Below are 25955 nucleotides of genomic sequence, written 5' to 3'. Positions count from 1 at the left end.
GTAACTTATAGATGAATAACTGATTCAGAGGGAGAATTCTTCTCTTTTTCAATACCCGCTGTAAATACATCTTTTGTCTCAAGAACTATCTCCTTTACTTGAGGAGTTAATTCTTGAATCTCATTTATCTTTTCCAAATAGAAATCTTTGTCATGCATAAAAGTATGATACATAGATTGAGCTTTGTTAGTTGTAGATTGGATTTTGCCGACTAATTCTTCAGGATTATATGCATAATACTGCACATCAATGACAAAATGCTTCACCCTTTTAGTTGTAGTTTCACGCGTACGTCGATCCAACATACTTAATGCTGCACCTGCAACTGCGCCTAATGCGATACCTGTAACTAATTTGTTAGACATATTTATCCTCCTCCAAACATCTATATATATTATTATACCCCACTACTTTGCTTGTAAAACAGTTTCAAACCTCTTTTAAAGTTTACAAATAAGAATTGACAATCAAATGCCATCGTGAAATGATACTGTAGTAAATGAATGGAATAAAAGATAGGAGGAATCCCTTTGAATCTTACACAACCATCTACAGAAAATGTAACTTTCATGATTGAAGGAATTAAAGATAAGCTACGTATGGTTAATGCAGATGCGATGAAACCTGAACACTTTGATACAAATAATTACGAAGAGTTAGTTTTTTTGTATGAAATGGTAATGAAGCGTCAAGCCTTTAGTCCAAGTGAAATGCAAGCAATCGTTGCAGAACTTGGCTCATTACGTAAATAGTAAAGCGGAAGCTGCTAGTCAAACTCTAGCAGCTTCCGCTTCTATACTAATTATATTATTCTTTTGTTGTATTTTCTTTATTTGATTGTTTTGATAAATCCGTCTGACTAGAAGGATCTGTTGAAGTACCATCTTTTTTCACTAATGGTTGAATTAGTACTTCTACACGACGGTTCTTAGCGCGATTTTCTGCTGTATCGTTTGAAGCAATCGGTTTGTTTTCTCCGTAACCTTTAGCACTAAAATATGATGAGTCTAATTTTGGATTATTATCTACAATCAGTGTCAAAAAGTTTACTGCACGCATTACACTTAGTTCCCAGTTCGATGAGAACTCACCATTACGCTCTGGAACATTATCTGTGTACCCTGTGATCACTACATTTCTTTTAGGTTCAAATACTAGAAGTTTTGACAATTCTTTTGCTGTAGCTTTGTGTTCTTCTTTCACATCTGCTTTACCAGGATCAAATAACACACTATCTCGAATTGTAACGAGAAGACCCTCATCAGTTAACTTTGTTTCGAATTGTTTTTCTAACTCGTTTACAGCTATAAAATCATCCACTTTTCCTTTTATTTTAGAAAGCGATTTTTGGTCTTCTACATAAGCTGAGTTTTTGCTATTCGATATAGTTTTTGGGTCTGTTGGATCTACTGGGGAAGGATTATCCATTACCCCACTACCTCCCTCAAACACAGCATTAAACGCTGCAGATAATTGAGCTAACTTTTGAGCATCTACAGAGCTAGTTGCAAATAATACAATAAACAATGCCAATAATAGTGTAAGAAGATCGGAATAAGGAAGCAACCATGCCTCTGACATTTCTTCATCATGTTTTTTTCTTCTTTTAGTCTTCTTTGCCAAGGCCGCTCGCCCCGCTTTCATCCATAATTTGTCGGCGTTCTTCTTTTGTTAAGTATGAAGCAAGTTTTTGTTCAATTACGCGAGGAGCCTCCCCTTCTAAAACTGAAAGAATCCCTTCAATCATCATCATTTTTTGACGTGCTTCAATACTAGATTTACGTCTAAGCTTATTAGCAAACGGATGCCATAAAACGTAACCTGTAAAAATCCCTAGCAATGTTGCAATAAAGGCCGCAGAAATGGCGTGCGCTAATTTGTCTATGTCACTCATATCTTTCAACGCTGCAATTAAACCAACAACTGCACCGAGTACCCCTAATGTTGGTGCATATGTACCTGCTTGAGTGAAAATTTGCGATCCACTTCCATGACGCTCTTCCATTGCTTCTACTTCTTCAGTTAAGACATCGCGAATATAGTCTGCATTTTGACCATCAATAGCCAAAGTTAAACCGTTTTTCAAGAAAGGATCGTTAATTTCAGCAACTTTACCTTCTAAAGCTAGTAATCCCTCACGACGCGCTAAATCTGCCCATTGAGAAAACATTTTAATAATTTCTACATCGCTTACTAGCTTTTGCTCCGTGAATATGATTTTGAATAGTTTTGGTATTCTTTTCAATTCACTCTTAGGAAACCCAATTGTTATTGTTGCCATTGTCCCTAAGATAATAATTAAGAGTGCTGCTGGGTTAAGCAACGCATCTGGAGTCACACCTTTAAAGTACATACCCACAACTACTGCTACGACGCCCATTATTAGACCCACAACTGATGATAAATCCATTTTAGTACCTCCAAAGTCGTCATTCTTGTTATTATTTCGGTCATTTTTTCTTAATGTTAATATTTCGCGTCGAACAATAAAGGATATTTGACGAAAATTCATAAAATAGACAGTATATTATTTAAATTTGTCGCATTTGCTTATTTTTTTTAAATTGTTACAATTATTTTAGTATTTTTAAGATGGTCAAGTAGAAGCTGTTTTTCGTAATGGTAACTGGGCATTCTAATCTCAATAGTCGTTACTATAAATAACCATTTTCTTTTCGGTAAAATGTGCTATGATAATAATGTTCTATAAAATCATTGTAAGATTTTATAGAATTCATATTTTAGCCTTATTTTAAAAGCTAGAATCATGTATACTAGTTAATAATGAATATATTTAATTTTAGGGAGGGCTATCGATTATGGCATCATTTATTGCAATTGTAGGTGGAATGATGGGTTTACTTTTAATTACAGGTGCTTTATTAATACACTATTTACGAGTAGGTCTTGATTCTTCTACTTCACATATCATAGATCCAAAACCAAAAACTAAATTCTAATATAGGAGAGCTCCTTGCAAACTGCAAGGAGCTCTTTTTTAAATTCTCCTCACATTTATTTAACAAATCTATAACAATCAAAATCTTTCCTACTATATAAATTCCATTAATCTACTTTTTCTACCAACTATCTTTTCATATTAAACTGAAATAATTGTTATATACCATTAAATAACATACTTAATATAAAAAATATACTTTATACTTATGTAACTAAAGGTTTTTAGGTTCTATACTATTTATTGTGGTATTCTCATATTTCAGCAAGCAGCAATTGAAATGTGAAGGTGTATTCCCCAACTTACCAACATTTGATAAAGAACCGTTTTCTTAAGAGGAGGAATTTTACGTATGTTTTCGACAACATCAATTGGAATCGATCTTGGCACAGCCAATACGTTAGTATATACAAAAAGTAAGGGCATCATTTTAAATGAACCATCAGTTGTAGCATTTAACACGAACACAAACGAAATCATCGCTACTGGGGTAGAAGCTAAAGAAATGATTGGAAAAACACCTATGTCAATCCAAGCAATGCGTCCATTAAAAGATGGCGTAATAGCTGACTTTAATATGACAACAGCGATGATTAAAGCCATGATGGAAAAGGCATCAAAAAAAATGGGATCATCATTACGTAAACCAACTGTCGTTGTATGTACACCATCTGGAGCAACTTCTGTTGAGCGTTTAGCAATACAAGATGCTGTTAAACAATGTGGTGCAAAAGAAGTTTACTTAATCGAGGAACCAGTTGCAGCAGCAATCGGTGCAGAACTACCTGTTAGTGATCCAATAGCAAGTGTCATCGTAGATATAGGTGGCGGTACAACAGAAGTCGGAATTATTTCATTTGGTGGAGTCGTTACTTCTAATACGATGAAACTTGGTGGTGATCGTATGAATGAAGAAATTATTCAATACGCTCGAAAAGAATTTAATGTTTTAATCGGAGAACCAACCGCTGAAAAAATCAAACAAGAAATTGGCTATGCATTGATTGAACATCCAACTGAAACAATGATAATTCGCGGACGTGATATTGTAACTGGACTTCCAAAAACAATCACAGTATCTTCTCTTGAGATTCAAAACTGTTTAAACGAAAGTCTATTATCTATTTTAGAATTGATTCGTAGAACACTAGAAAGCTGTCCTCCAGAATTATCAGGTGATATTGTCGATCGTGGGATAGTACTAACTGGCGGTGGTTCTCTATTAAAAGGCATGACTGAATGGCTTTCAATTGTATTAGACGTACCTGTACATTTAGCTCCTGAACCATTGGAATCTGTAGCAGTAGGTACCGGAAAAGCATTAGATACGATTCATTTACTAAAAAAATAAAACAATTCAATATTTTCTTTTTAGAATAGATATTTTACAATTAGTAATGTAATGCAAAGGGGAAGTGAAAAGGAGAAGTGAACGCATGTCTATTCTAAATGAAATTCTTACATTCAATGAATCCTTCGTGAATGAAAAAAAATATGAGCCATACATTACAAGTAAATACCCTGATAAACATTTTGTAGTTTTAACTTGCATGGATACCCGTCTAGTCGAATTACTACCTAAAGCGATGAATCTTCGTAATGGGGATGTTAAAATGGTCAAAAGTGCTGGTGCAATTTTAAACCATCCATTCGGTGGAATCATGCGAAGTTTACTAGTCGCAATTTATGAGCTTCAAGCAGACGAAGTTTTTGTAGTAGGTCACTACGACTGTGGTATGAGTGCAGTTGCCCCTGATAAAATGCTACAAAAAATGCTGGAGCGTGGAATTAAGCAAGAAACACTAGATATACTTAACTATTCAGGAGTAGATTTAAATCAATGGTTACATGGTTTTGATGATGTTCAAGATAACGTTCGTAACAGTGTTGAACTGATAAAAAATCATCCTTTAATTTTAGACTCTATTCCTGTCCATGGATTAGTAATTGACCCAAAAACAGGTCATTTAGATGTTGTAGTTGATGGAAACAAATAAAAATTGATAGAGTAAAAAGCGATTTCCTTAAAATTTGAGGAAATCGCTTTTTACGTTATTCTGACATATTTCCTGGGAAATTCGACAACAATTCTCTACATTCCGTTGAATATTTTGAGAACATTACTTCTCCATCTCCGCCAAGCGGCCTTTCCCTTTCAATAATCATCCTCCATTAATGCATACAAATAATGATCTTGCCATTTACCATTAATATATAGCAATTTTCGTAGTAAACCCTCTCTTAGAAATCCCGCTTTCTCTAATACTCGTACTGAAGCTACATTTTTTGGTGAAACATATGCTTCCAAACGATGAATACATAAATCCTCAAATGCAAACTTTGAAACGATTGAAAGTGCTTCAGAAACAATCCCCTTTCCAGTATGCACTTCGTCCATTGAATAACCGACAAATGCACTTGAGAAAGGTAGGCGTCTAATCGAATATACTGAAATATGTCCAACAATCTGGGTCGTCCCAGAAGCGAAAATACCAAAACTATACTCACGATTTGCATGCATCTGTCGAGTAGAATCTTGAATTTTCTTCAATTGTACTTTTTCAGTGTAGTATTCAGGCGGATGCAATGGCTCATGAATAGACCAGTAACGCATATTGCGAGCAACCATCTCTGTATATGGAGTTACATCCGCTACTTCTAATGTACGTAAATAACAACGCTGCCCCTCTAAAAATACCATACTAACCATACCCACCCTTTGTGATAGCATTGTAAAGCTATTAAGTTACTTTATACAGCTATATAATAATTACTGCTAAACTTCTTGAGCAGTAGCCTCTGCAGGATCTGTAACTTGTAGACCAAAACGTGCACATTCTTTTTTTACATGTTTAATCGTTTCCTTTAACACTTTAATGCGCGCATATTTTTTATCATTTCCTTCAATTAAGATCCATGGAGTATTTTTTTTATTTGTTTTGTCAAACATATCATTAGCCGCTTCTACGTATAGTGGCCATTTATCACGATTACGCCAATCTTCATCCGTCAGTTTCCACTTTTTATACGGATCTTCTTGACGTTCTTTAAATCTTTTTAACTGTTCCTCATTTGATACTTGAATCCAAAACTTCATTAGGATGAAATGATCATCCGTTAATAATTTCTCAAATTGATTGATTTCTTCATAAGCACGTCCCCATTCATCCTTTGAAGCGAATCCCTCAATACGTTCTACTAGTACCCTTCCATACCATGTACGATCAAATATACCGATTTGACCACGAGCGGGAAGGCGTTTCCAAAATCGATAAAGATGGTTATATTTTAGTTCACTTTGAGTTGGTGCAGCAATTGGATGCACTACATATCCACGTGGATCTAAACGTTCTGTTAATCGTTTAATAGCCCCACCTTTTCCTGCTGCATCCATACCTTCAAAGCCAATGATCAATCCAATATTATGCTTAAAAAGGAATTGCTGAATGTTGAGCATCTCGAATTGTAGCTTTTTTAACTCTTTTTTGTAGGAAAAATTTTCATCTAACTGTTTATCTAAATTCATATTTTCTATGTGCTTAGTCACCTTTATCTGCTCCCTTTTTTCTTCCATATTAACATATTACGGCAAAGTTCACTAAAATGATATTTGTTGTTGGAGCAAAACGATTGTATACTTATGGATGACTGATTTAATCAATCATTAGTTTTGTTTATAAATCTAATCAAAGGAGGAGATTTTATTGGGCAGACTAATCGTCATTACAATTGTTTATATCGCAATGATTATATTTAGTGTAGCCGCTAATATGATTCCACTAAATGGTCATACAACAAGTGAAATCTCCAATAGCTATACTGTCCTATTTAGTCCAGCGAGGTATGTTTATATTATTAGAGTATTTATTTATATTATTTTTGCCTATTGGATTTATCTTTTATGGAAAAATCATCGCAATAAATTTCAGATTAGTCTATTACAAACAGTATTGTTTGTAACTAGTTCTATCTTTAATATGTTATGGATTTATCTTTGGCATTATGAATTTTTTACATGGTCTATTTTGTCGATCATTTTAATGCTTCTTTCATTAACAGGTTTGTATTTTACATATCCTGCTTGGCATCGTTCATGGGGTGGGCGATTACCAATATCGTTGTACCTTGCTTGGGTTAGTATTGTAACTTTTATGAATATTGCCTTTCTCTTTACTCATAATCATTGGAGTTTTTTAGGACTTAGCGATCCTTTATGGGCCGTTATTACACTTACATGTGGAACTGCAATAGCATTGCATATCCGTTTCCATTATGATGATATACTTTTCCCTATCGTATATATTTGGGCTTTTATTGGTATTGCATTTAAAAATGGTTTTGAAGAATTACTTGTAACGACTGCTGCCCTTTTCTTGAGTGGTGTATTAGTGGTCGGTATTATTTTTATAAAAAAACAAAAGCCCTCTGAATAAGTTCAGAGAGCTTTGAAGAGGTGTCTTAAATGTGTTTTGTTACCCTTTATAAGAGACACCCCCTTATACTTATTGTGTACATTGCGGAGCATTTACTCCTGCTTCAATACACTACCTTAAAGAATTGGCCAAAAGAAACTTTTAGCCAATTCTTTTTTAATCTATTTTTGTCGTAATGATTGGTTCACCATTCGTCACAATGATTGTATGTTCAAGTTGTGCTACAAGTGATTTATCTGGAGTGATGAAAGTCCAGCCATCACCTGCTTCCACGATGTGTTCTGCTTTTTGTGAGATAAATGGTTCAACAGCTAGAACCATTCCTTCTTTAAGAATTGTTCGTTCCCAAGCATCAAAGTAATTTAAAACGTATTGTGGTTCTTCATGCAGTGAACGACCTACACCATGACCAGTTAAGTTCATAATTACTGATAAGCCATGATCATGAGCTTCACGTTCAACAGCTTTACCGATTTGGTTTAGACGGGAACCTGCTTTGACTTTAGTCATTGCACGATCAAATGCACTTTTAGCAACGTCACAGATTTTTTGAACCTCTGGTAAGTCAACGTCTCCTACGATAAATGAAATACCTGTATCTGCATAATAACCATCAACATGACCTGAAACATCAATGTTAATCAAGTCTCCGGCTTTTAGTTTGTAATGACCTGGGATACCATGTGCAACTTGTTCGTTTACACTAATACAAGTGAACCCTGGAAAATCATATTCTGCTTTAGGGCCTGAAACAGCACCTTTTTCCTCAAATAGACGACCAGCTAAATCATCCAATTCTTTTGTTGTCACACCTGGCTTTGTTGCGGCTTTCATAGCTTCGCGAATTTCAGCCATTGCACGACCAGCTTTCATTAAAGCGTCTATTTCTTGTTGCGTATTTGCAATCATTTCAAACGATCCCTTCTCATTAAATATCTACACTTAACTATACCACAATTTCTTCAAAATTTACGTTCGCGTGTATTAGTGTATGCATATCACTAGGATAATTTCATTATTTAAACCGAATAGTAGGATACATTAATTGTAAAAACATCAACAATAATCATAAAAAGTCTAACATTCACTTTCCTTTTTACTTGCAATGATTACTTTGTTTCTCATCTATAGATGAAGAATATTTATTAGCTAAATTAAATCGTATAAATGATAACATGGTATGTTTAAAAACTGATTTAATTCACTAAAATAAATGAAGTATACACGAATCTTTATCTCATTTCCATACGTATGTATAGTAATGGAGGTGTCAATATTGGATAATAATCGCGTACTGTCAGCCCTTTGCTATTTTAGTATATTTTTTGCCGGATTTATCTTACCATTAATCGTCTATTTTGCAGCTAACGATGGAGAAGTAAAAAGACATGCAAAACGTGCATTCATCTCTCATCTTCTTTTACTAATCCCCACTATTATTGGGGTAATTCTATTCATTGCTTTAATAGCAGCAAGTCCGTTTAGTTATGAGATGAGCATGATGGATGAATCAAGTAGTAGTGCATTCCTAGTGATTGCTTGGTTAGTTTTTATCATCGTAGAGGTAGTACTATCACTTGGCGTTGTTATTTGGAATATTATTCAAGGTGTAAAAGTTCTTAGAGTTTAAAGTTTCAAATTTGCGGTATTTATTATTGTGAAATATAGAAAAGCTTAAAGAATGGAGTGCTCATTTATGCAAGTACGAAAAGTTGTAAAAGCTGCTATTAAGATAGCTCCAATTGTTTATCCAATCATCATAAAAGCAATTGATGCTAAAAAGAAGAAGGCTCCTATAAAGAAATAGTTCGATGCTCGCCGTGGGTTGCAATCCTTGCGGCGAATTGTCATTTCTTTGCATTACTCATTAGTTGAATCTATACTACTATCAATTTTCCGCAAAAAAACTCCACCCATTTCAACAATGAGTGGAGTTTTAGTTTTTGTTTAAAACGCCCAACTACCTTTACGGAAGATTGGTTCTACTGTTCCATCTGGTAAGATACCGTCAATGTCCATTTCACCACTGCCTACCATGAAGTCTTCATGTGTAATGGATGTATTGATACCTTTTTCTTCAAGTTGTTCTCTTGTAAGAGCGCTGCCATTCTCATAGCATGTTGGGTATGCTTCGCCAATTGCTAAATGATTTGAAGCGTTTTCGTCAAATAAAGTATTGTAATACAGAATATTTGAAGCTGAAATCGGAGATTCATGTGGTACTAATGCAACTTCACCAAGGTATTGTGAACCCTCGTCTGCTTTTGTTAATTCTTGAAGTAGTTCTGCACCTACGCCTGCTTCTGTTTTTACAATTTTACCGTTTTCGAATGTAATTTTGAATTGATCGATAATATTACCTTGGAATGCAAGTGGTTTTGTATTGGAAACATAACCATTCACCCCGTATTTTAAAGGCATTGTGTAAACTTCTTCAGTCGGCATATTCGCAACAAATGAAGTGCCATCTGGAGTATGACTAGCACCTGTGCACCAAATATGCTTATCTGGTAATTCTATTGTTAAATCTGTACCTGGTGCTGTGTAATGTAATTTAGCATAGCGTCTCTTGTTTAGAAGGTCCGCACGTGCATCTAAATTTTTCAAATGTTGCTCCCAGTTATCAATGACATTCCCTTCACCTATATGAACTGTTCTAAAGATAGCTTCCCATAATGCTGGTACTTGTTCTTCTTCTTTCAAATTAGGGAATATTTTCGCAGCCCATTTTTTTGAAGGAACAGCAATGATTGACCATGCAATCTTATCATTCATAACAGCATCGCGATAATTTTCTAAAGCTTTACCTGATGCTTTTTGATGAGCGGATAATTTTTCTACAGGGACACCTGTTAAATTATCTGGATCCGCAGCATCAATCCATAGTAATGCGCCTTTACGTTCAATGAGTTCATCACGTTGCTCACTAATCCAACGAGGAAATTTTGCAAATTCGTCATCTGGTGCATTGTCGAAAAATTCACGATTAATCATATCGTCAGAGAAATTCACTGTTACGCGAGCAGCGCCTGCTTCATAAGCTTTTTTTACGACTAAACGTGTAAATTCAATTGTATCTGTAGTTGTATTGATCAAAAGAGTTTTTCCTTTTTGAACATTAGCGCCAACTTTTACAGCCAATTCAGCAAATTGTTCTAGCTTTTCTTCAAATGTCACCATTAATTCCCCCGTTTCTTATTATTTTTATTAGATTTCTTAGTAAAGTGTTTTTTATTTCCAGAATCCTTAAAAGAAGCTCCAAATGAACTACTTTCATTACTCTTTTTATATGAGTTTTGCGATTTAGAATTACCATTTGGCTTTGTTTGTTTTCGAACTTGTTTAATTTCTGCGTGTCCTTCTACAAGTTGGCCATTAGACCAAATTTTTTCAACTGGTTTAATTGATAGTTCACGAACTCGTTTATGGTAAGCTTGTTCTTCGTGATATGCAAGTAATGTAATAACCTCTCCATCTGCTCCTGCACGTCCTGTACGTCCTGAACGATGGACATATTGTTCTCTCGTATATGGAACGTCTACGTGAATAACATGCGTTAATCCTTCTATATCTAAGCCCCTCGCTGCAATATCTGTTGCAATTAGAATACGCGCTTCTCCTTTGCGGAAACTGTCTAAAGCAGCTTTTCTTTCTTCTTTTTTCATCTCAGAATGTAGTGCCACAATTGGTGCATTGCGGAATTCAAGCTTAGATTTCTTCATTAAGACTTGATCTAAATTGTTCATAAAAGCAAGTCCTCGAACTCCTGATACATGTGATAATTTACGTAGAAATTCAGTTTTGTCACGTTCTTGTAGTTTTACAAAGGAATGTACGACCTTACTACCTGTTAATGTTTTATCTACTTTTACTTGAAAACGTAAAGGATCATGGAGCATACGATTTGCTACTAATTCGATTTCATCGGTAATCGTTGCTGATACCACTGCGACTTGACGTTCGTGATCTGCACCGTCGATAAATGATTTTACAATGACACGATAATCGCGGCTTAGTAGTTGATCTCCTTCGTCTAAAACGATTGTAGTTAGCTCATGTAACTTCAATTTCTTCTCTTTAACTAACTCATTTAGACGTCCTGGTGTACCAACTGCAATGGTTGGTTTTTTCTTTAATTTTTCGATTTGGCGTTGTGGGTTTGCCCCACCAATTAATGGAACAACCGTAATATTTGTACCGGCAGTCCATGTACGAATAACTTCTACAATTTGCATACATAATTCTTGGGATGGAGCAACGATTAGTGCCTGCGTTGCTTTTTTTGCACCATCTACTTTTTGTAGTATCGGTAATAGATAAGCTAATGTTTTACCTGTACCTGTTGGGGATTCAGCTACTACGTCTTTTCCATCTAATAGTGCCGGAATCATTTGATCTTGGATTGGCATTGTGGATGGGAAAGTCCACTTTTTTTGTAAATCTTCATTCAGTAAAGTTAAGAATGACATTGTTTCCCACACCTTCTCTCATTTATATTAAATAACTTACATTATGTAAAAACCTGTCCCTTACAGAAAGGACAGGTCTTTCAATGTTTAGTCTAATAATTCGTAACCACAACCAGTAATCGCACATTCAGCTAATACAATCAATGCATCAATATACGAATCATCTAGCGCTAACTCACGATTCACAACTGATAGCTCTGTACAACCTAATATGATGTAGTCACAACCCATATTCTTCATGGCAGTTTCAATTGGTTGCCATTGCTCTTTTGAAACCTTCTTGCCTGCTTTTACATAGTCATAAATCACGGTCATAAGATTTTGCTGCATTGCTTCATCTGGAACAACTGGCTCTATTCCTTCATCTATCAAAGCCTCTTGATACATATTGGATGTCAATGTACCGATTGTACCAAGTACTCCTACACGTTTTGCATTTAATTTATGTGCTTTTTTCGCTGTTTCTCGAATCATATGCAACACAGGAACTGAAGAACCTGCTTGTAAATCATCGTAAAAATTATGCGCTGTATTACAAGGAATACAAATCAGATCTGCACCCGAATCAGCAAGCTTATTTGCATCCTCAACCATCACTGGTAGTGGATTTGGTTTAGAGTGATCTAGGATATAGGCCGTTCTATCAGGGATACGCGTATCATTATCAATGATAAAATGCATATGCTCCTGATCGCTAAATGCTTTCGTTCTACGGACAATCGTTTCACCAAGCAGCATTGTTGCTAGTGGTCCCACGCCACCAATAATACCGAGTACTTTCTTTTCCATAACTTAAGACAGACCTTTATTGTTAAAGTATTTTTTGTATTTACGATAATAGTTCAAGCTATTCAATGTAAGTTTGAACCAACGTTTAAAATTCATATCCTCTTTGTAGAATAAAGAGTTTGTTGCTTTACCTTCTTTGATTAACTTACGAGCTTTAGCTTTAAGCTCCTTGTTTTGTGCGTATTTGAATAATACTCCATTTGGAATGATACTCCACAAATGTTCGTTATCTGCATAAGTACATTCTTGTGGAATGTGTAACATACGGTCATCTGCTACATATTGCATCAAGTTATAACCAGAAGCAGTTACATAGTAGCTACTACGCCCATTACGTAGGTTAATTTCAAATAGTTTATATTTGCCATCACGATAATCATACTTCATATCGAAGTTTGCAATACCTGTAAAACCAATATCTTCTAAGAAGAAACGGACTTGATCCATTAAATCTTTATCATAAGTAGTGATGATGGCCGCATAACTACCAATACCTTCTGGAGAGTGTTCTTCAAGAATTGGGTTACCTAAACACATAAGCTTCACTTCACCATCTGTTGCAACATATGCATTCAATACGCGCATATATGAGTCATCACCAGGGATGAATTCTTGGATGATTAAGTGGTCTTTGTAAGATGAGCTATAGATTGCTTTTAAGATAGCATTTTTTTCTGCTTCATCATGTGCTATGAAGACCTTCTTCTTCCCAGGGAATTCACAAGCCCAATATGCAACTGAATTAGAAGCTTTAATAATGATTGGGTATTCAACTTTCACTTGGAAGTTTTCATATGTCTCAAACGTACAAGTATCTGTTTTAGGATAGCTGAAGTTATATTTTTCGCACATTTTATAGAAGTTTTCTTTCAGTAATATGCGGTCCATTAAAGATTCATCAATGTAAGGAACAGTGAAATATTGTTCCAGAGCTGGTTTGTTTTTAATAATGAGTTTGACATAATCATCGCCACAACCCATAAGTAGTAAGTCTTTTTGCTCGTACTCTTTTGCTAATTTTTTCATTTCTTCTACAAAGTTTTCTTTTAAGTTTGAAACTTGTTTGAAATGTAGAATATGACTATTTTGTGTTGGTGTTAAATGTGCTCGGCCGACTACTATTGCTTTGATTCCATATGCTTCATAAAAAGCACGTGCCATACCATATGCATTCATATCTGATCCGATTAATATTGGTAAAAATGGTTGTTCTGCCATCTCTTATCATCTCACTTATTTTGTACTTATTTTAATTTTTAATGCCATTAGTTTATCATATTTTTTCTTTATAAACGAATAATGTCTTATTTTGATGTCGTAATTTTCAAGGCTTTGTTCAACTTGAATTTGTTATTCAATATATCTAAGATTATTCAAGATTTCGTTTGTAAACTAATTTGGGTAGAGACCGCTCGCTTTGCGCAGAAAAGCAAGAAAGAATCCTCACTCAATTTCGTTGAGTTCACTGAAAAAAATAGTTGCATGCAAAAAATTAAAGTAAAAATCTGATTTTACTTGAAGTGGAATTAGCTCCGCTTTCCGTGGGCGAACTGACGAGCCTCCTCGCTGCGCTCCGGGGTCTCGTCTAGCTCGTTTTCCCACAGGAGTCTCCGCTAATTCCACTTCAAATAAGATTGTTACACAAGATTTTTATTATATATTTTCATGTTTTTTTACTTTTCAGTGCTTTCCCGCAGGAGTCTCGTTTTTCTACCACTTTATAATTTTTCACAAAAGGCTATCTTAAGAGAAAATCTATGAATATATTCAATATCATTTAGTTTAGCCATAAAAAATATCAAATAATTATATAATCTCTCATTTATTTCTCAATTGCAATAGCTTGGGAGCCCATATCTCTATAGCTTGAGAAGAATTTTTTCGCATTATGTGATACATAGCCATGCAATGGATCCATTACAATTACTTTATTATCTTCATATCCTGTTAAAACCACTACATGTAAATTGCGGTACATTTTAGGTTTTTTATTGGTATTCTCTATATACCAGCCTTCTTTTTTCTTTGGCTTCGATAAATCGAGTGTTACCCACATCATAACAGGAATGCCTTGTTGTACCTTATCAATTATTTTCTTTTCACTTGCACCTGTAAGATTGGTCACTTTTAAATCGGTTTTATAGTCATGTGCTACTTTTTTTGCTGCTTTTGTAATAACAGGGGCGAAGGCATATGTACCAGTTAATTCATTTGCAGGATCACCTGCATAAGCTTTATTTGGATCTGGACCAATTCTCTTTCCATCTTTATCAATTACTTCTTCAGTTGGTAGATATTTTTTTGCCATCTTCATTTTATTAAGATTTAGACCATAGTAGTTAAAGGCGGCCGTCATTGCTGTAATTTCACAGCCATGTGGAAGCTGTGGATTTTGTAAAATGACAGGTACATCCAGTCGTTGATTTTCCTTTTGATAATATGTTTCAAGGACGACATAAGATGTATCTTCCTTTACGTTTACAACCTTCGCTACATTAGTTGGCTCTTTTGTAACATCAGAAGTGTATTCAGATGATGATGGGACAAATAAATAACTATGACCTGTCTTTAAACCGTTTAGCGTAACTTCTCCTTCAGAATCACCTGTTGCAGTTGTAACTAGTTTGTCCGTGTCTAAATCACGTACACTAACTTTCATGTCTGGAATAGGTTCCCTGCTTCCAAATGCAACAATAAGTACTTTGATTCCTTCGTCCATTTTCTCTTCTTTTGCCGGTAAAATACTAGAACAGCCACTCATAAAAAGCATTAAAAAGCAAAAGAGGAGCAAATGCCGAGGCATTTTACTTCTCTTAAACAACGCTGATCATCCTCTTTTAAGCTAAAGGAACAATTAGCCGAAATATTTTTTGTACCAAACTAAGAACATGTAAATTGTCCATACTTTTCGTTGGTTTTTCGCTTTGCCTTCGTAGTGTTCTGATAACAATTTAACGATTGCTTGTTGATCAAAGAATTGTGCAGCTTCAGGTGATTCAAATGCTTCTTTAATTTGATTGTAGTATTTATCTTCTTTTAACCAAAGACGAATTGGTACTGGGAAACCTATTTTTTTACGGTGTGCCCATTCATCTGGAAGTGCACGTTGTGATGCTTGACGGAAAGCGTATTTTGTATCTTTTTCGTTAACTCGATAGTGAGAAGGTACTTTAGAAGCCACTCTCATCACTTCACGGTCAAGGAATGGTACACGTAACTCAATTGAGTGAGCCATACTCATTTTATCCGCTTTTAAATTGATATCGTCCACGAGCCATAGTTGTAAGTCCAACAATTGTTTCTTCGTTAAATCATCTTCACCAGCTGCTTTCTTGTACACTGGCATAACGATATCTGCAACAGATGGAGCATGGTTATATTTATCTGTAAGAATCGCAGTTGATTCTTCTTCTTCGAAAATATGCGCTTGTCCAATAAATGTTTGTTCAACAGGCAGACCTCCACGCATTAAGAAGTGCTTACCTCGCATTTCAGGAAGAGCTTTGGCCACTTCTGCAATAGGGCGACGTATAAATTGCGGTACTTTTTTATATTTACGCATTGTAGGTGTTTCATCGTATTCTGCATAGCCTCCAAATAATTCGTCAGCACCTTCACCAGAAAGAACAACTGTAACATGTTTTCTAGCAAGCTCTGCTAAGAAATATAAAGGAACAATTGATGGGTTAGAGTGTGGTTCATCCATCATATATTGAATTTCATCAAGTTTATTGAAGCAAACTTCAGGGTCTAATACTTCGTTGACATTTTCAATACCTAGTTCATTTGATAATGCTTTTGCATTATCCACTTCAGAGAATTTTTCTGCTGCGAAACCAACAGAGAAAGTTTTATCTGGCTTTAATACAGAAGCAACGTAACTTGAGTCCACACCAGAAGATAGGAATGAACCTACTAGAACATCTGGGTCTGAAAATTTATGAGCTTCAATCGATTCACGAACAGTTGAATCGATTTCTTCTACAATCTCATTAAGTGGACGTTCTTCTGGATTGAATTTTGGTTCCCAATAGCGTGTGATTTCTAATTTACCATCTTCAAATGTTAAGTAGTGAGCTGCTGGTAATTTGAAAACACCTTTAAAGAAAGTTTCTTTTAATACTGGAAATTGGAATGTTAAGTATGGTTTTAGTGCTTTTTCGTTAAGTACTTTTTCGAAGTGTGGGTGTGGTAAGAAACTTTTAATTTCTGAACCGAATAGTAATGTACCATTCATATGTGCATAGTAGAATGGTTTAATTCCGAACATATCACGCGCTGCAAATAAGCGTTTTTTGTTGCGGTCCCAAATAACGAATGCGAACATACCACGTAATTTTTGCACTAATTTTGTGCCGTATTCCTCATAGCCATGAATTAATACTTCACTATCTGTATCTGTATCGAAAATATGGCCTGCTGCAATAAGGTCATCTCTAATTTCTTTATAGTTATAAATTTCACCGTTGAAGATTAATACTAATGATTGATCTTCGTTATAAAGAGGCTGGCTACCATTGGCTACGTCAATAATACTTAAGCGGCGGAACCCAAGTGCTGCTTGATCATCTGTAAACTGCCCTGAAGAGTCTGGTCCACGGTGAATAATTTGGTTCATCATATTCTCTAACACAACGTCAGAGTTTGAAACCTCACCGATAAATCCTGTAAATCCACACATATAATTTTATTCTCCTATCTATTCCATTCAATCTATTTAATTTAGCACGTCTTTGAATGTACTATGTAACATTCGACATCTTTTGATTATACTCTTATTTTCACTTGACTTATACCGAAAAAGATTGCCACATAGTAGCAACCTGTTAGCTCGTATGCTTTTTGTATTCTTTCATCAATACTTCTAATGGTACTTGATATAGTTGTTTATCATTTATTTTAAACACGCCAAGTTCCATTAAATGATTCATCACATGATTCTTTTTTCGTTCTTCAGCTGTAATCTTCTGGTTATTCATGTTGTACCCCTTCTTCCCTTACTGTATTATGACATTTTCCCCAAAAATTCATGTTCTAAACGAAAGGCTTAAATTTCTCTTTCAATTTAGGTATCCGCTTAGCAAATTGTTTGTAGATGAGAAATCCTAATATGGCGCCTAAAGTATTCAACCATAAATCATCTACATCAGTACTTCTATATTGGGGAAGCTGCATTGTCTCGATAAATAATGACAATCCTAGTCCAGTAATAAAAACAAAGAAGAACTTCTCCATCTTCCGCCAAAGTAATGGTAGTAGAAAACCAATTGGCATAAAGATTACGATGTTACCAAGAAAGTTAATGAAAAACGGTTGCCATAAGTCTAAATAATGAATGGCATTATAAACATCTGTAAACACACGAAATAGATGCAGATTAACACCATGGGCGTCTAGATTATGAATTCGCATTTCTGCATATTGAAGACTAACGCCATTTTTGGGAATAATGGTTTCATAAAATAAACCAATTAAATAAACCCAAAACGTTATAATTCCAACTTCATGCCAACGATTTTCTAGGCTAATATCTTGTTTTTTCCGTGATTTAAAGCGTATATACACAACAAATGGAATTGCAATGATCATTACAATCATCATATCAAGTGTATATTGAAGTATATAAGACAACTTCGTCACTCATTTCTTTCTACATATCAGGACAAATTATATAACAATAAGTTGCAAAAAAACATTAAATTTCTTTAACAATCTTCTCATTAATATACTTTTCCTCTATATTCTACGATACCATATTCCTTATGATTTCGTACAAAGACTATTTTACCTTTTCGCAAAAAAGAATATCAAAAAAGTATGGGTTTTAAAACGATTTTACTATAGGACATTTAAAATTTTACTTGGAATAATCTTGGAAGAAAATTTGAATATCTTCTATTATAATGATGCATATTCATGTAAGCTTTTATCTTAGTTCTCAGAACAGCTAAAATAGTATAGGCTGTACAAGCTTTTCAAAAGTAATAGGCTGTCCTAAAGTGCATGAATAGCTCACTTTTAGGACAGCCTTTTTATCAATTGAAAAGATTTCTATTATTTATTCGCATACTCGTGTTGCCTGAAAAACTATTGCATTGATAACTTTTTTATTACAAATGGACTATTACTTGAAGAAGATTATTTTCGCTTTTCGCAGGCGAATCGACGATCATCGTCGTAGAAAAAGATTACTCATGCATCGCTTCGGTAGATTTGTTGCAGGAAAATTATCACATTCTTATACTTTAATGTTGATAAAGTTGTTTACTTGTAATGATAATTTCTCGTAATTTAGTGAGTTTATCAATCACAATGTTTGAACATTTTTCTACTTGTACTAGATATTCCTCAGCTAATTCGCTGTTGCCATTATTATAAGCCTCTACTGCTTTCCGTGCTACTTCATGGACACGTGTGTGTGGTTCCTCTATTTCTATAAATACCGGTTCATTGCCTAATAATTCTTTACCTTGTCCATAATACCATTCTCCAAGACGCGATTCTTTATGTGACTTTACGTTATCGACTGTTAAATGTTCGAAACCCAACAGTAAATTATAAATTTTCCAACGCCATAATAAATGATCAGTAATAGTGAGTGAAATAATATCTTCCTGACTAATGATGAAGTTTTTAGATATCGTTTTTGTTCGATAATTATCAATCATTTTACTTAAAGAGTAAATCGCTTCACCCGTTTCATTTGAGATTTCTTTACTCTTTATCGCGTTTTCTGCTATATTACGATTTTTCATAGTGATATCGTTAGCCGATGCTGCTTGTTGTTGAGTAGCAGTAGCAATTTCCTCAATACTAGCCCCTTGGTGTTGTAATGTATCATTTAATGTAGATAATGCGGTTGTAATATTGGATGTTTCGTTTACACCCATATGTAAGTCATCGGCAGATTGTTTTGTTAGTGTACTAATGTTCTTTGTAATTTCTAGAAGCTTTTGTATGTCTCCATAAATAGATTGCACAGAAGATTTTGTATTATCTGCCAATTTTCTAACTTCTTCTGCCACAACAGCAAACCCCTTGCCTGCTTCTCCAGCACGAGCTGCTTCAATCGATGCATTTAATGCCAATAAGTTTGTCTGTTCTGCAATCCCCTTGATAAATTCCATCAAGTTTGTAACGTTATTCACTCTGTTCTCTAATTCTCTAACATTTTCTTTGATACTTTCTTGTCCTTGATCAGTCGTTCTCATTAATTCATTTACATTTCTAAGGGACTGAATTCCCTTACTCAACTCTTCTAATGAACTTTGTGTATCATTTGAAACATCTACAATTGATGCAGAAACTTCCTCAATACTAGCATCTAATTGCTCCATCAAACTATTTGCCGAAATAACATCTCGCTTTTGCATTTCCTGAAACTGAATTAAATTTTTGATTTGATCAAGTTGAGTATTAAAAGCAATTATTTCACCTAATCCATTAACAATTGAACCAGCTTGAATTTCAATATATGTCTCTACTATAAGTTGTTGATCTATACTCACAAGTGTTTCATAGGCTAATAGCACATCCATCATTTTTTTACGATTACGGCCATAATTCTCAATGATTAATGGAATAATTATTTGGTTAATTAATGTATAGGCTGAAATCATCCAGTCAGGTAATACACCTATCTTTGCATGTGTATAGGCAATTTTTCTTCGATTAAAGATATATTGCAAATCTAATTGATCTTCGAATAAACTTCTGAAATGTTTATCAAATGTAATTTTTAATTTCTCAACAGATGAATGTTTTTCAATTATTTCTCTGAAGCCTGGAAAAGATATTAAATAACTATAAAATCCATCCAGTATTTCATTATGATGTGCATCATACAATACTTTTAATTCTTGAACTGAAGCTCTTCTAATAGAAGATAAACCTAGAAAATCTAATTTAACTTGAAATCGTTCGTTAGCATTAATATCAGAACCTGAAATTTCAGAAAAATATTGATAATGATTTTTCGTTTTTGAAAACATAGCGTCTCTCCTTTTTTCTTAAACTTATAATAGATTCTTTCAGCAAACAATAAAGTTTTCCCACTAGATAATTCTTTTAACTTAAAAACTAAATTCATTATTTTAAGACTATTATAATGTAATTTTTTTGATTTTAATATACATATTTTTGTAAATATTTTGCACTATTGATATAGTGAAATAAGTAGAAAATCCCATTTCCATTCATATCCGCCATGATATATATACTGTTTTTGTATCAGTTTTTTAATAAAATCAATAAAAAAAGAACCTTCTAAGAAAGAAGGTTCTTTTTTTTTACTTAAATATATTATTAAGAGATAAACATTAAGGATGGAACAAAAGATAAAGCGAAAAACAAAGCATACCAACAAGAAACTCGTTTCAATGAAAAGGTTTTGCTTTTTTTCTCTGCGTAAAATGCATCGAAGAAAATTGCACAAACCAATGGAATGCTCATACATGCTACAGCAATTAAAATAATATCAGTATAATTCATTTTGCATCCCCCTCTTTTATATACAAATAAATGTGACAACTTTATGTCATAATAATAACGCTTTCAGACACAATTTGTCAACATTTTATTCACATTTTGGACAAATGTTTTCCAAAAAAATCATAAAGAGGAGATACTTGAGCTATACGAACTACCTTAGAAGTTAAAAAAAGCTGTCTTATAAGTGTTGGAAATCACTTTTAAGACAGCTCTTCAATCATTTATTTAGTTTTCCAATAACGATCCATATCTCGATCTAGATATACCCATCCTTTCCATCCAATATGAATTGTATCAGTAATGAAATGAGGGTCATACTCATGAGATGAGTAATCGATTAAAGGATAGTTAGAGTCTTTTATGATCGTTCTTATTTTTTGATAGTAAGCTTGGCGTTTTTCTTTTGGATAGCCAGCATAATCATACCACTTTCCATTCATTGGAATTGAAACGAATATCGGTTTCGCACCTGCATCTTTTAACACATCAATCACAAGTTGAAAATCTTCATATTCAGGTGATTTAGAATAATCAACATCTTTTCTGAAGTTTTTTAACTGCTTATATTTTGGTGCAATATTACGATTATAGTATTTATCATTTACATTTAAATCATTGTTTGTAATACGTTTTTTCCCATATGCATCTGCATTAGCTATTTGTTGTTCAAATGTTTGATCTTTTATAAGAGATGGTTTCGCATGTAGATTTTTATCCTTTTCATTGATCAATGAATAATATAAGTCCTTCTTCTCAAGAAGTGCTCGATTCATATAACCAATTGCCATTGTTGCTCGTCCTAATATTGGCATTTTATCTTTTGCTAATTCATATTTATACATTGATACTAAGAGATGATCTCTCTTAACGGTATCAAATTGTAATAAACGTCGCATCGCTTTTTCCTTTAACTTAGGATTCATTTCATGATTGAATGCCAAGTCATACGCATGAAGCATTGAATAGTTGGGAGAAAAATGGAAATCATCCATTCCCTGAGCTGTAAACCATTGAGGGGATATGATAAAAACGATTTTTTTCCCTTTCAAGTTTTTCTCTTGCTCAGCAAAATTTAAGAAATGTGTAATACTTTGGCTTCCTCCACGTCCTACCATAAAAGTAGAATAGGGTGTACCTGCTGCTTTTGTGTAATTATAAGGATAGAAAGGATCAAAATGTTCCAGTTCAGATGATCCGTAAATCGGAAGAGCATTTTTATCTTTTAGCATTTGACTTTGCAAATACGCCCCTTGGAACATAAGAGGATTCATTTCAATCTTTGCCTCTTCTACCCTTTGATCTGTTATCCAACTCTTCAACCAGCGATTAGGGAAAAATATAAAAGCCAAAAATATAATGATTGCAATCACTAGAGGAAGGAATGTTATCTTTTTCATGCTAACTCAGCTAATTTCTCCGCAATATGATTAGGTGTATTCCACTCTTCACGAGTGAACTCTGTAATCGGTACATTAATACCTAGTTTTTCTTCGATTTCAACTAGTAATGTAATTGTACCAAATGAATCGAGTAAACCCTCTTCAAAAAGTTCAATATCTGGATTTTCTAAAATAACATCATCTTCACATACAGCAGCTAATACTTCAAATACTTGTTGTTTTTCCATTTAAATAAACCCCTTTTTAATTAAAATAAATTGCCTGAAAAAATATAAAAACCAAAACATACAAAATGGAATGTAATCACAATTGAAATAGCATTGGTCCATTTATTTTTAGGCCAGAACTTATGCACTTTGTTCCATCTTTCAAACTTATCAAAGCACACAATAAGAATTGCATGATACAAACCATACACGATAAAGTGCCATTCTAATCCATGCCATACGCCCATAAGAAGGAATAATAAGAAATAGCCTATATAAGATACTGTATAACGATTCTTTAGCCATTTTTTCTTCGTCATCCAAAAAACAAAACGCATATAGACATAATCTCTGAACCAAAATGATAAACTCATATGCCAACGATTCCAGAAATCTTTAATATTCTTACTTAAGAATGGTAAATTAAAGTTTTCAGGAGTTTTAATACCCATAATTTTACTTACACCAATTGCAAATGCGCTATATCCTGCAAAATCAAAGAATAGATATAGACTGTAAATATACATATAGGCAAGATGTCCTTCAAAAGGTGTTAAATAATTGTAAGTATGATTTGGCAAATACAATAAAACTTTATTGTAGAGTAAGAATGCAATGATAAATTTATATAAGAATCCTTGGAAAATTTTATTAATACCATTAAATAATAACTCACGATATTCTTCACGATCTGGGACATGGTTCATATCCTTTTCAAATCGTCTCCATCGGTCGATTGGGCCTGATGAAATCGATGGGAAAAACAAAAGGAAATAGATAAGTTCCACGATAGAAATCGGCTTTTTGATCATGCCATCACGTGTTTCCATAATCATTTGTACAGCTTTAAACGTAATATAAGAAACACCTAAAAAACCAAAGACATTGTTAAGCCCTAAAAAAGGCAGTATCTTCACCATTACAAGCGGTAGAATTGCTAGTAAAACAGCAATTACAAAAACGGTACCATTATTATTCTTTGATCGATACGCTTGATATCCTTTAATTAATAGCACTTGGAAAATCGTAAATAGTACCAACGAAACTATACTCTTAACTGATGAACTAAAAATAATCGCCAAGATGATAACTGAAATAAACATGTTATACTTTTTCGATGACTTTCCTTTAAGTCCTAATATGATTGTAGGTATCAATAAAATACCGATGATAAAGAAGAATGTAAAATCACCATAAGGTATCATATCGTTACTTCTACCGCCAATCTTTTACGGTCCACTTTACCATTTGCATTCAAAGGAAGTTGATCCACATATATAAACTTCTTTGGCACCATATAACTTGGGACAACTTCAGATAATGCGCTTTTTAATCGTTTTGTTTTTTGGAATGGTTTTTCATCTGTCTTTTGGGTTAGTACAACGAATGCAGTTAAAGACACTACTTCTTCTTGTACTTTCACTGGCTGTACGATACAACCACTTACTTCATTTAATGATCCAATCTTTTTCTCAATTTCTTCAATTTCTAGGCGATAGCCATGAAGCTTCACTTGGAAATCAGAACGACCTGAATAGAAGATGTAGCCATTTTGGTAATAACCAACATCACCTGTATAATACACATCTTCATCGCGCCAAAGTTTAAATACTTTATCAGTTTGCTCAGGTGCACCGAGATACCCTTTACTTACTGTTGGACCAGTAATAACAAGTTGCCCCTTCTCTCCTTCGCTCACGATATCTCCAGCTTCATCAAGTAATATCAATCGATCGGAATCAGCCTTTGCAATGGGCAAAACATTAAAGACTTCAAGAAGACTTTTAGTTACTTCAACTGCTGTTACCGCAACAGTTGTTTCTGTTGGGCCATATAAATTGATAATTTGCGCTTGTGGAAATCGCTCTTGCAAACGACTTGCTAATTCATGCGGCAATACTTCTCCACAAAATAAAAACTTGTTGATTGAAGGCATCATTTCTTCATTCCAAAGTGGGTTCATCATGCAAATTTTCACAAATGACGGTGTTGAAGTCCAAACATTTACGTTCGACCGTTGTAATGATTCAAAAAGCATTGCTGGTTGTTCAATTTCCGTTTTTGTTAATGCATATAATGAACGTCCTTTTGTCAACGCAGGATAGAGATCCATTACGGATAAATCAAAAGAATATGGTGCTTGATTTAGATATACACCATCTTGCAATTGAGCATGATCCTCAAGCCACATAACAAATTCTTCTAAGTTATTCGCTGTAATTTGCACACCTTTTGGATTCCCTGTACTTCCAGAAGTATAGATAATATAGAAGATCTCTTCACCCTCAACCCAATTACTCTGAGATATTGTTTTTGAACTTAAATCAGACAATTCCAGTACAGAATTCACTTCATAAGTTGGTAGAGATCGTTTAATATTAATCTTTTCTGTATTTAGTAGCATTGCTGCATTCGATGCAGACAATATATGTTGAATACGCTCATCAGGAATAGATGTATCCAACGGAATGTAAGGATGCCCTGCCTTTACTACTCCTAAAAAAGCGATAATTTGTTGTGGTGACATATGCCCATAAACGGCAATTGGTGCTTGAGCAGCTATTTTATTTTGGATCAAAAATGCTGCAACAAGATCAGATTGTTTCCACAACTCGCCATAAGTTAATGTTTCTTCATCTACTTGATAGGCGATGCGTTCAGGATATAACAAAGACATTTCATGAATTTTTTGCAGAACACTCATAAGTAACTCTCACTTTCATTTAAAATTCCGTATAAATAAACGGACCAGCATTCATATCATGGAATCCGTAAATCAATACAAGTAATACTAATATGACAACATAAAATAAGGTATATGCAATAAAACGAAAGCCTCCGTTTTCTATTAATTTTTGCAAACCTCCACTCCCTTTCTACCGCTTTACTATAGTACGAATGAAATTAATAAAGGTTTCACTAGGATTTATTCATTCATTATGTTATATTAATATATTTGCTAACTTTTCAGCCAAGGGACATTGTATCATTTTAATAAGGATTTGTTAACCCTTCTTATTTAGAAGGAACAACTAGACAATACCACTGGATTTCGTTTAAAACATTATTTTAATTTATTTTTAATATAACTTATAGCATATATTTATGTACCTGATTTTTCCACTTAGCGACAAATAAAAACTCCCCAAAGGAGGAGTTATTAAATAGATTCTGTTAATGATTCTTCCGATTTCTTACTCAGCACCAAG

Annotated in this window: 27 protein-coding genes; 6 read left to right on the top strand and 21 right to left on the bottom strand. The window is 34.1% G+C overall.

The window, feature by feature from the left end:
• Positions 1-5: 5 nt before the first annotated feature.
• Positions 6-365 (bottom strand): YtxH domain-containing protein, encoded by a 360-nt coding sequence (locus tag ABE048_RS12310; protein ID WP_430311566.1) that lies wholly within the window; start codon positions 363-365, stop codon positions 6-8.
• Between the two features lie 165 nt (positions 366-530).
• On the opposite strand from ABE048_RS12310, the gene ABE048_RS12305 reads away from it, so the two are divergent.
• Complete coding sequence (locus ABE048_RS12305) at positions 531-752, top strand: DUF1128 domain-containing protein (RefSeq protein ID WP_430311565.1); 222 nt, start codon at positions 531-533, stop codon at positions 750-752.
• A gap of 55 nt (positions 753-807) precedes the next feature.
• Here ABE048_RS12305 and motB read toward each other — a convergent pair whose 3' ends face one another.
• Both motB and motA read right to left on the bottom strand, forming a co-directional pair.
• Positions 808-1623 carry a flagellar motor protein MotB gene (gene motB, locus ABE048_RS12300; protein WP_430311564.1) on the bottom strand — a complete coding sequence of 272 codons (816 nt, stop codon included), beginning with the start codon at positions 1621-1623 and terminating at the stop codon, positions 808-810.
• Positions 1607-2410 (bottom strand): flagellar motor stator protein MotA, encoded by an 804-nt coding sequence (motA, locus tag ABE048_RS12295; protein WP_430311563.1) that lies wholly within the window; start codon positions 2408-2410, stop codon positions 1607-1609. Before motA ends, motB begins: the two co-directional genes overlap by 17 nt.
• A 409-nt stretch (positions 2411-2819) precedes the next feature.
• On the opposite strand from motA, the gene ABE048_RS12290 reads away from it, so the two are divergent.
• The 3 genes from ABE048_RS12290 (at position 2820) to ABE048_RS12280 (ending at position 4956) form a co-directional block, all read left to right on the top strand.
• On the top strand, positions 2820-2960 hold the full coding sequence (locus ABE048_RS12290; protein WP_430311562.1) for a hypothetical protein: 141 nt from the start codon (positions 2820-2822) through the stop codon (positions 2958-2960).
• A gap of 351 nt (positions 2961-3311) precedes the next feature.
• The gene (mreBH, locus tag ABE048_RS12285) at positions 3312-4310 is read left to right on the top strand and encodes a rod-share determining protein MreBH (protein ID WP_430311561.1); all 999 of its coding nucleotides are present in this window, start codon (positions 3312-3314) and stop codon (positions 4308-4310) included.
• Between the two features lie 85 nt (positions 4311-4395).
• Positions 4396-4956 (top strand): beta-class carbonic anhydrase, encoded by a 561-nt coding sequence (locus tag ABE048_RS12280; RefSeq protein WP_430311560.1) that lies wholly within the window; start codon positions 4396-4398, stop codon positions 4954-4956.
• Positions 4957-5114: 158 nt separating this feature from the next.
• Here the strand turns inward: ABE048_RS12280 and ABE048_RS12275 are convergent, their stop codons facing one another.
• The gene (locus ABE048_RS12275; protein ID WP_430311559.1) at positions 5115-5660 is read right to left on the bottom strand and encodes a GNAT family N-acetyltransferase; all 546 of its coding nucleotides are present in this window, start codon (positions 5658-5660) and stop codon (positions 5115-5117) included.
• Between the two features lie 75 nt (positions 5661-5735).
• Positions 5736-6506 (bottom strand): polyphosphate kinase 2 family protein, encoded by a 771-nt coding sequence (locus ABE048_RS12270; RefSeq protein ID WP_430311558.1) that lies wholly within the window; start codon positions 6504-6506, stop codon positions 5736-5738.
• A gap of 157 nt (positions 6507-6663) precedes the next feature.
• Here ABE048_RS12270 and ABE048_RS12265 point away from each other — a divergent pair, with 157 nt between their 5' ends.
• Complete coding sequence (locus ABE048_RS12265; protein WP_430311557.1) at positions 6664-7392, top strand: tryptophan-rich sensory protein; 729 nt, start codon at positions 6664-6666, stop codon at positions 7390-7392.
• Between the two features lie 156 nt (positions 7393-7548).
• Here ABE048_RS12265 and map read toward each other — a convergent pair whose 3' ends face one another.
• Complete coding sequence (gene map, locus ABE048_RS12260; RefSeq protein WP_430311556.1) at positions 7549-8301, bottom strand: type I methionyl aminopeptidase; 753 nt, start codon at positions 8299-8301, stop codon at positions 7549-7551.
• Between the two features lie 367 nt (positions 8302-8668).
• Here map and ABE048_RS12255 point away from each other — a divergent pair, with 367 nt between their 5' ends.
• Positions 8669-9022: a DUF4870 domain-containing protein gene (locus ABE048_RS12255; RefSeq protein ID WP_430311555.1), complete on the top strand. Its 354-nt coding sequence runs from the start codon at positions 8669-8671 to the stop codon at positions 9020-9022.
• A gap of 317 nt (positions 9023-9339) precedes the next feature.
• Here the strand turns inward: ABE048_RS12255 and ABE048_RS12250 are convergent, their stop codons facing one another.
• The 15 genes from ABE048_RS12250 to ABE048_RS12180 all read right to left on the bottom strand — a co-directional run bounded on the left by ABE048_RS12250 (position 9340) and on the right by ABE048_RS12180 (position 25607).
• On the bottom strand, positions 9340-10569 hold the full coding sequence (locus ABE048_RS12250; protein ID WP_430311554.1) for an aminopeptidase: 1230 nt from the start codon (positions 10567-10569) through the stop codon (positions 9340-9342).
• A 2-nt stretch (positions 10570-10571) separates the two neighbouring features.
• The gene (locus tag ABE048_RS12245; protein WP_430311553.1) at positions 10572-11861 is read right to left on the bottom strand and encodes a DEAD/DEAH box helicase; all 1290 of its coding nucleotides are present in this window, start codon (positions 11859-11861) and stop codon (positions 10572-10574) included.
• Between the two features lie 87 nt (positions 11862-11948).
• Complete coding sequence (locus ABE048_RS12240) at positions 11949-12650, bottom strand: aspartate/glutamate racemase family protein (RefSeq protein WP_430311552.1); 702 nt, start codon at positions 12648-12650, stop codon at positions 11949-11951.
• A 3-nt stretch (positions 12651-12653) separates the two neighbouring features.
• The gene (locus ABE048_RS12235; protein WP_430311551.1) at positions 12654-13868 is read right to left on the bottom strand and encodes an ATP-grasp domain-containing protein; all 1215 of its coding nucleotides are present in this window, start codon (positions 13866-13868) and stop codon (positions 12654-12656) included.
• Between the two features lie 604 nt (positions 13869-14472).
• Positions 14473-15471: a C39 family peptidase gene (locus ABE048_RS12230; RefSeq protein WP_430311550.1), complete on the bottom strand. Its 999-nt coding sequence runs from the start codon at positions 15469-15471 to the stop codon at positions 14473-14475.
• Positions 15472-15504: 33 nt separating this feature from the next.
• Positions 15505-17331: an asparagine synthase (glutamine-hydrolyzing) gene (gene asnB / locus ABE048_RS12225; protein WP_430311549.1), complete on the bottom strand. Its 1827-nt coding sequence runs from the start codon at positions 17329-17331 to the stop codon at positions 15505-15507.
• A gap of 145 nt (positions 17332-17476) precedes the next feature.
• Complete coding sequence (locus ABE048_RS12220) at positions 17477-17629, bottom strand: Fur-regulated basic protein FbpA (RefSeq protein WP_397540036.1); 153 nt, start codon at positions 17627-17629, stop codon at positions 17477-17479.
• A 55-nt stretch (positions 17630-17684) separates the two neighbouring features.
• Complete coding sequence (locus ABE048_RS12215; RefSeq protein ID WP_430311548.1) at positions 17685-18281, bottom strand: VanZ family protein; 597 nt, start codon at positions 18279-18281, stop codon at positions 17685-17687.
• Positions 18282-18895: 614 nt separating this feature from the next.
• Positions 18896-20641: a methyl-accepting chemotaxis protein gene (locus ABE048_RS12210; protein ID WP_430311547.1), complete on the bottom strand. Its 1746-nt coding sequence runs from the start codon at positions 20639-20641 to the stop codon at positions 18896-18898.
• 313 nt (positions 20642-20954) lie between these two features.
• Positions 20955-21140 (bottom strand): hypothetical protein, encoded by a 186-nt coding sequence (locus ABE048_RS12205; protein WP_430311546.1) that lies wholly within the window; start codon positions 21138-21140, stop codon positions 20955-20957.
• A 221-nt stretch (positions 21141-21361) separates the two neighbouring features.
• Positions 21362-22537: a D-alanyl-lipoteichoic acid biosynthesis protein DltD gene (gene dltD, locus ABE048_RS12200; RefSeq protein ID WP_430311545.1), complete on the bottom strand. Its 1176-nt coding sequence runs from the start codon at positions 22535-22537 to the stop codon at positions 21362-21364.
• Positions 22534-22767, bottom strand: coding sequence for a D-alanine--poly(phosphoribitol) ligase subunit 2 (gene dltC, locus ABE048_RS12195; protein WP_430311544.1), 234 nt, complete (start codon positions 22765-22767; stop codon positions 22534-22536). The genes dltD and dltC overlap by 4 nt, the downstream gene beginning before the upstream one ends.
• Positions 22768-22787: 20 nt before the next feature.
• Positions 22788-23951 (bottom strand): D-alanyl-lipoteichoic acid biosynthesis protein DltB, encoded by a 1164-nt coding sequence (gene dltB, locus ABE048_RS12190; protein WP_430311543.1) that lies wholly within the window; start codon positions 23949-23951, stop codon positions 22788-22790.
• Positions 23948-25450: a D-alanine--poly(phosphoribitol) ligase subunit DltA gene (gene dltA / locus ABE048_RS12185; RefSeq protein WP_430311542.1), complete on the bottom strand. Its 1503-nt coding sequence runs from the start codon at positions 25448-25450 to the stop codon at positions 23948-23950. The genes dltB and dltA overlap by 4 nt, the downstream gene beginning before the upstream one ends.
• Positions 25451-25469: 19 nt before the next feature.
• Positions 25470-25607 carry a teichoic acid D-Ala incorporation-associated protein DltX gene (locus ABE048_RS12180; protein ID WP_430311541.1) on the bottom strand — a complete coding sequence of 46 codons (138 nt, stop codon included), beginning with the start codon at positions 25605-25607 and terminating at the stop codon, positions 25470-25472.
• Positions 25608-25955 lie beyond the last annotated feature (348 nt).

The sequence above is a fragment of the Rummeliibacillus pycnus genome (genome assembly GCF_050459865.1).
Classification (GTDB): domain Bacteria; phylum Bacillota; class Bacilli; order Bacillales_A; family Planococcaceae; genus Rummeliibacillus; species Rummeliibacillus pycnus_B.
Note: the sequence above shows the minus strand (reverse complement) of the source record. Positions and strands in the feature narration are given on the sequence as shown.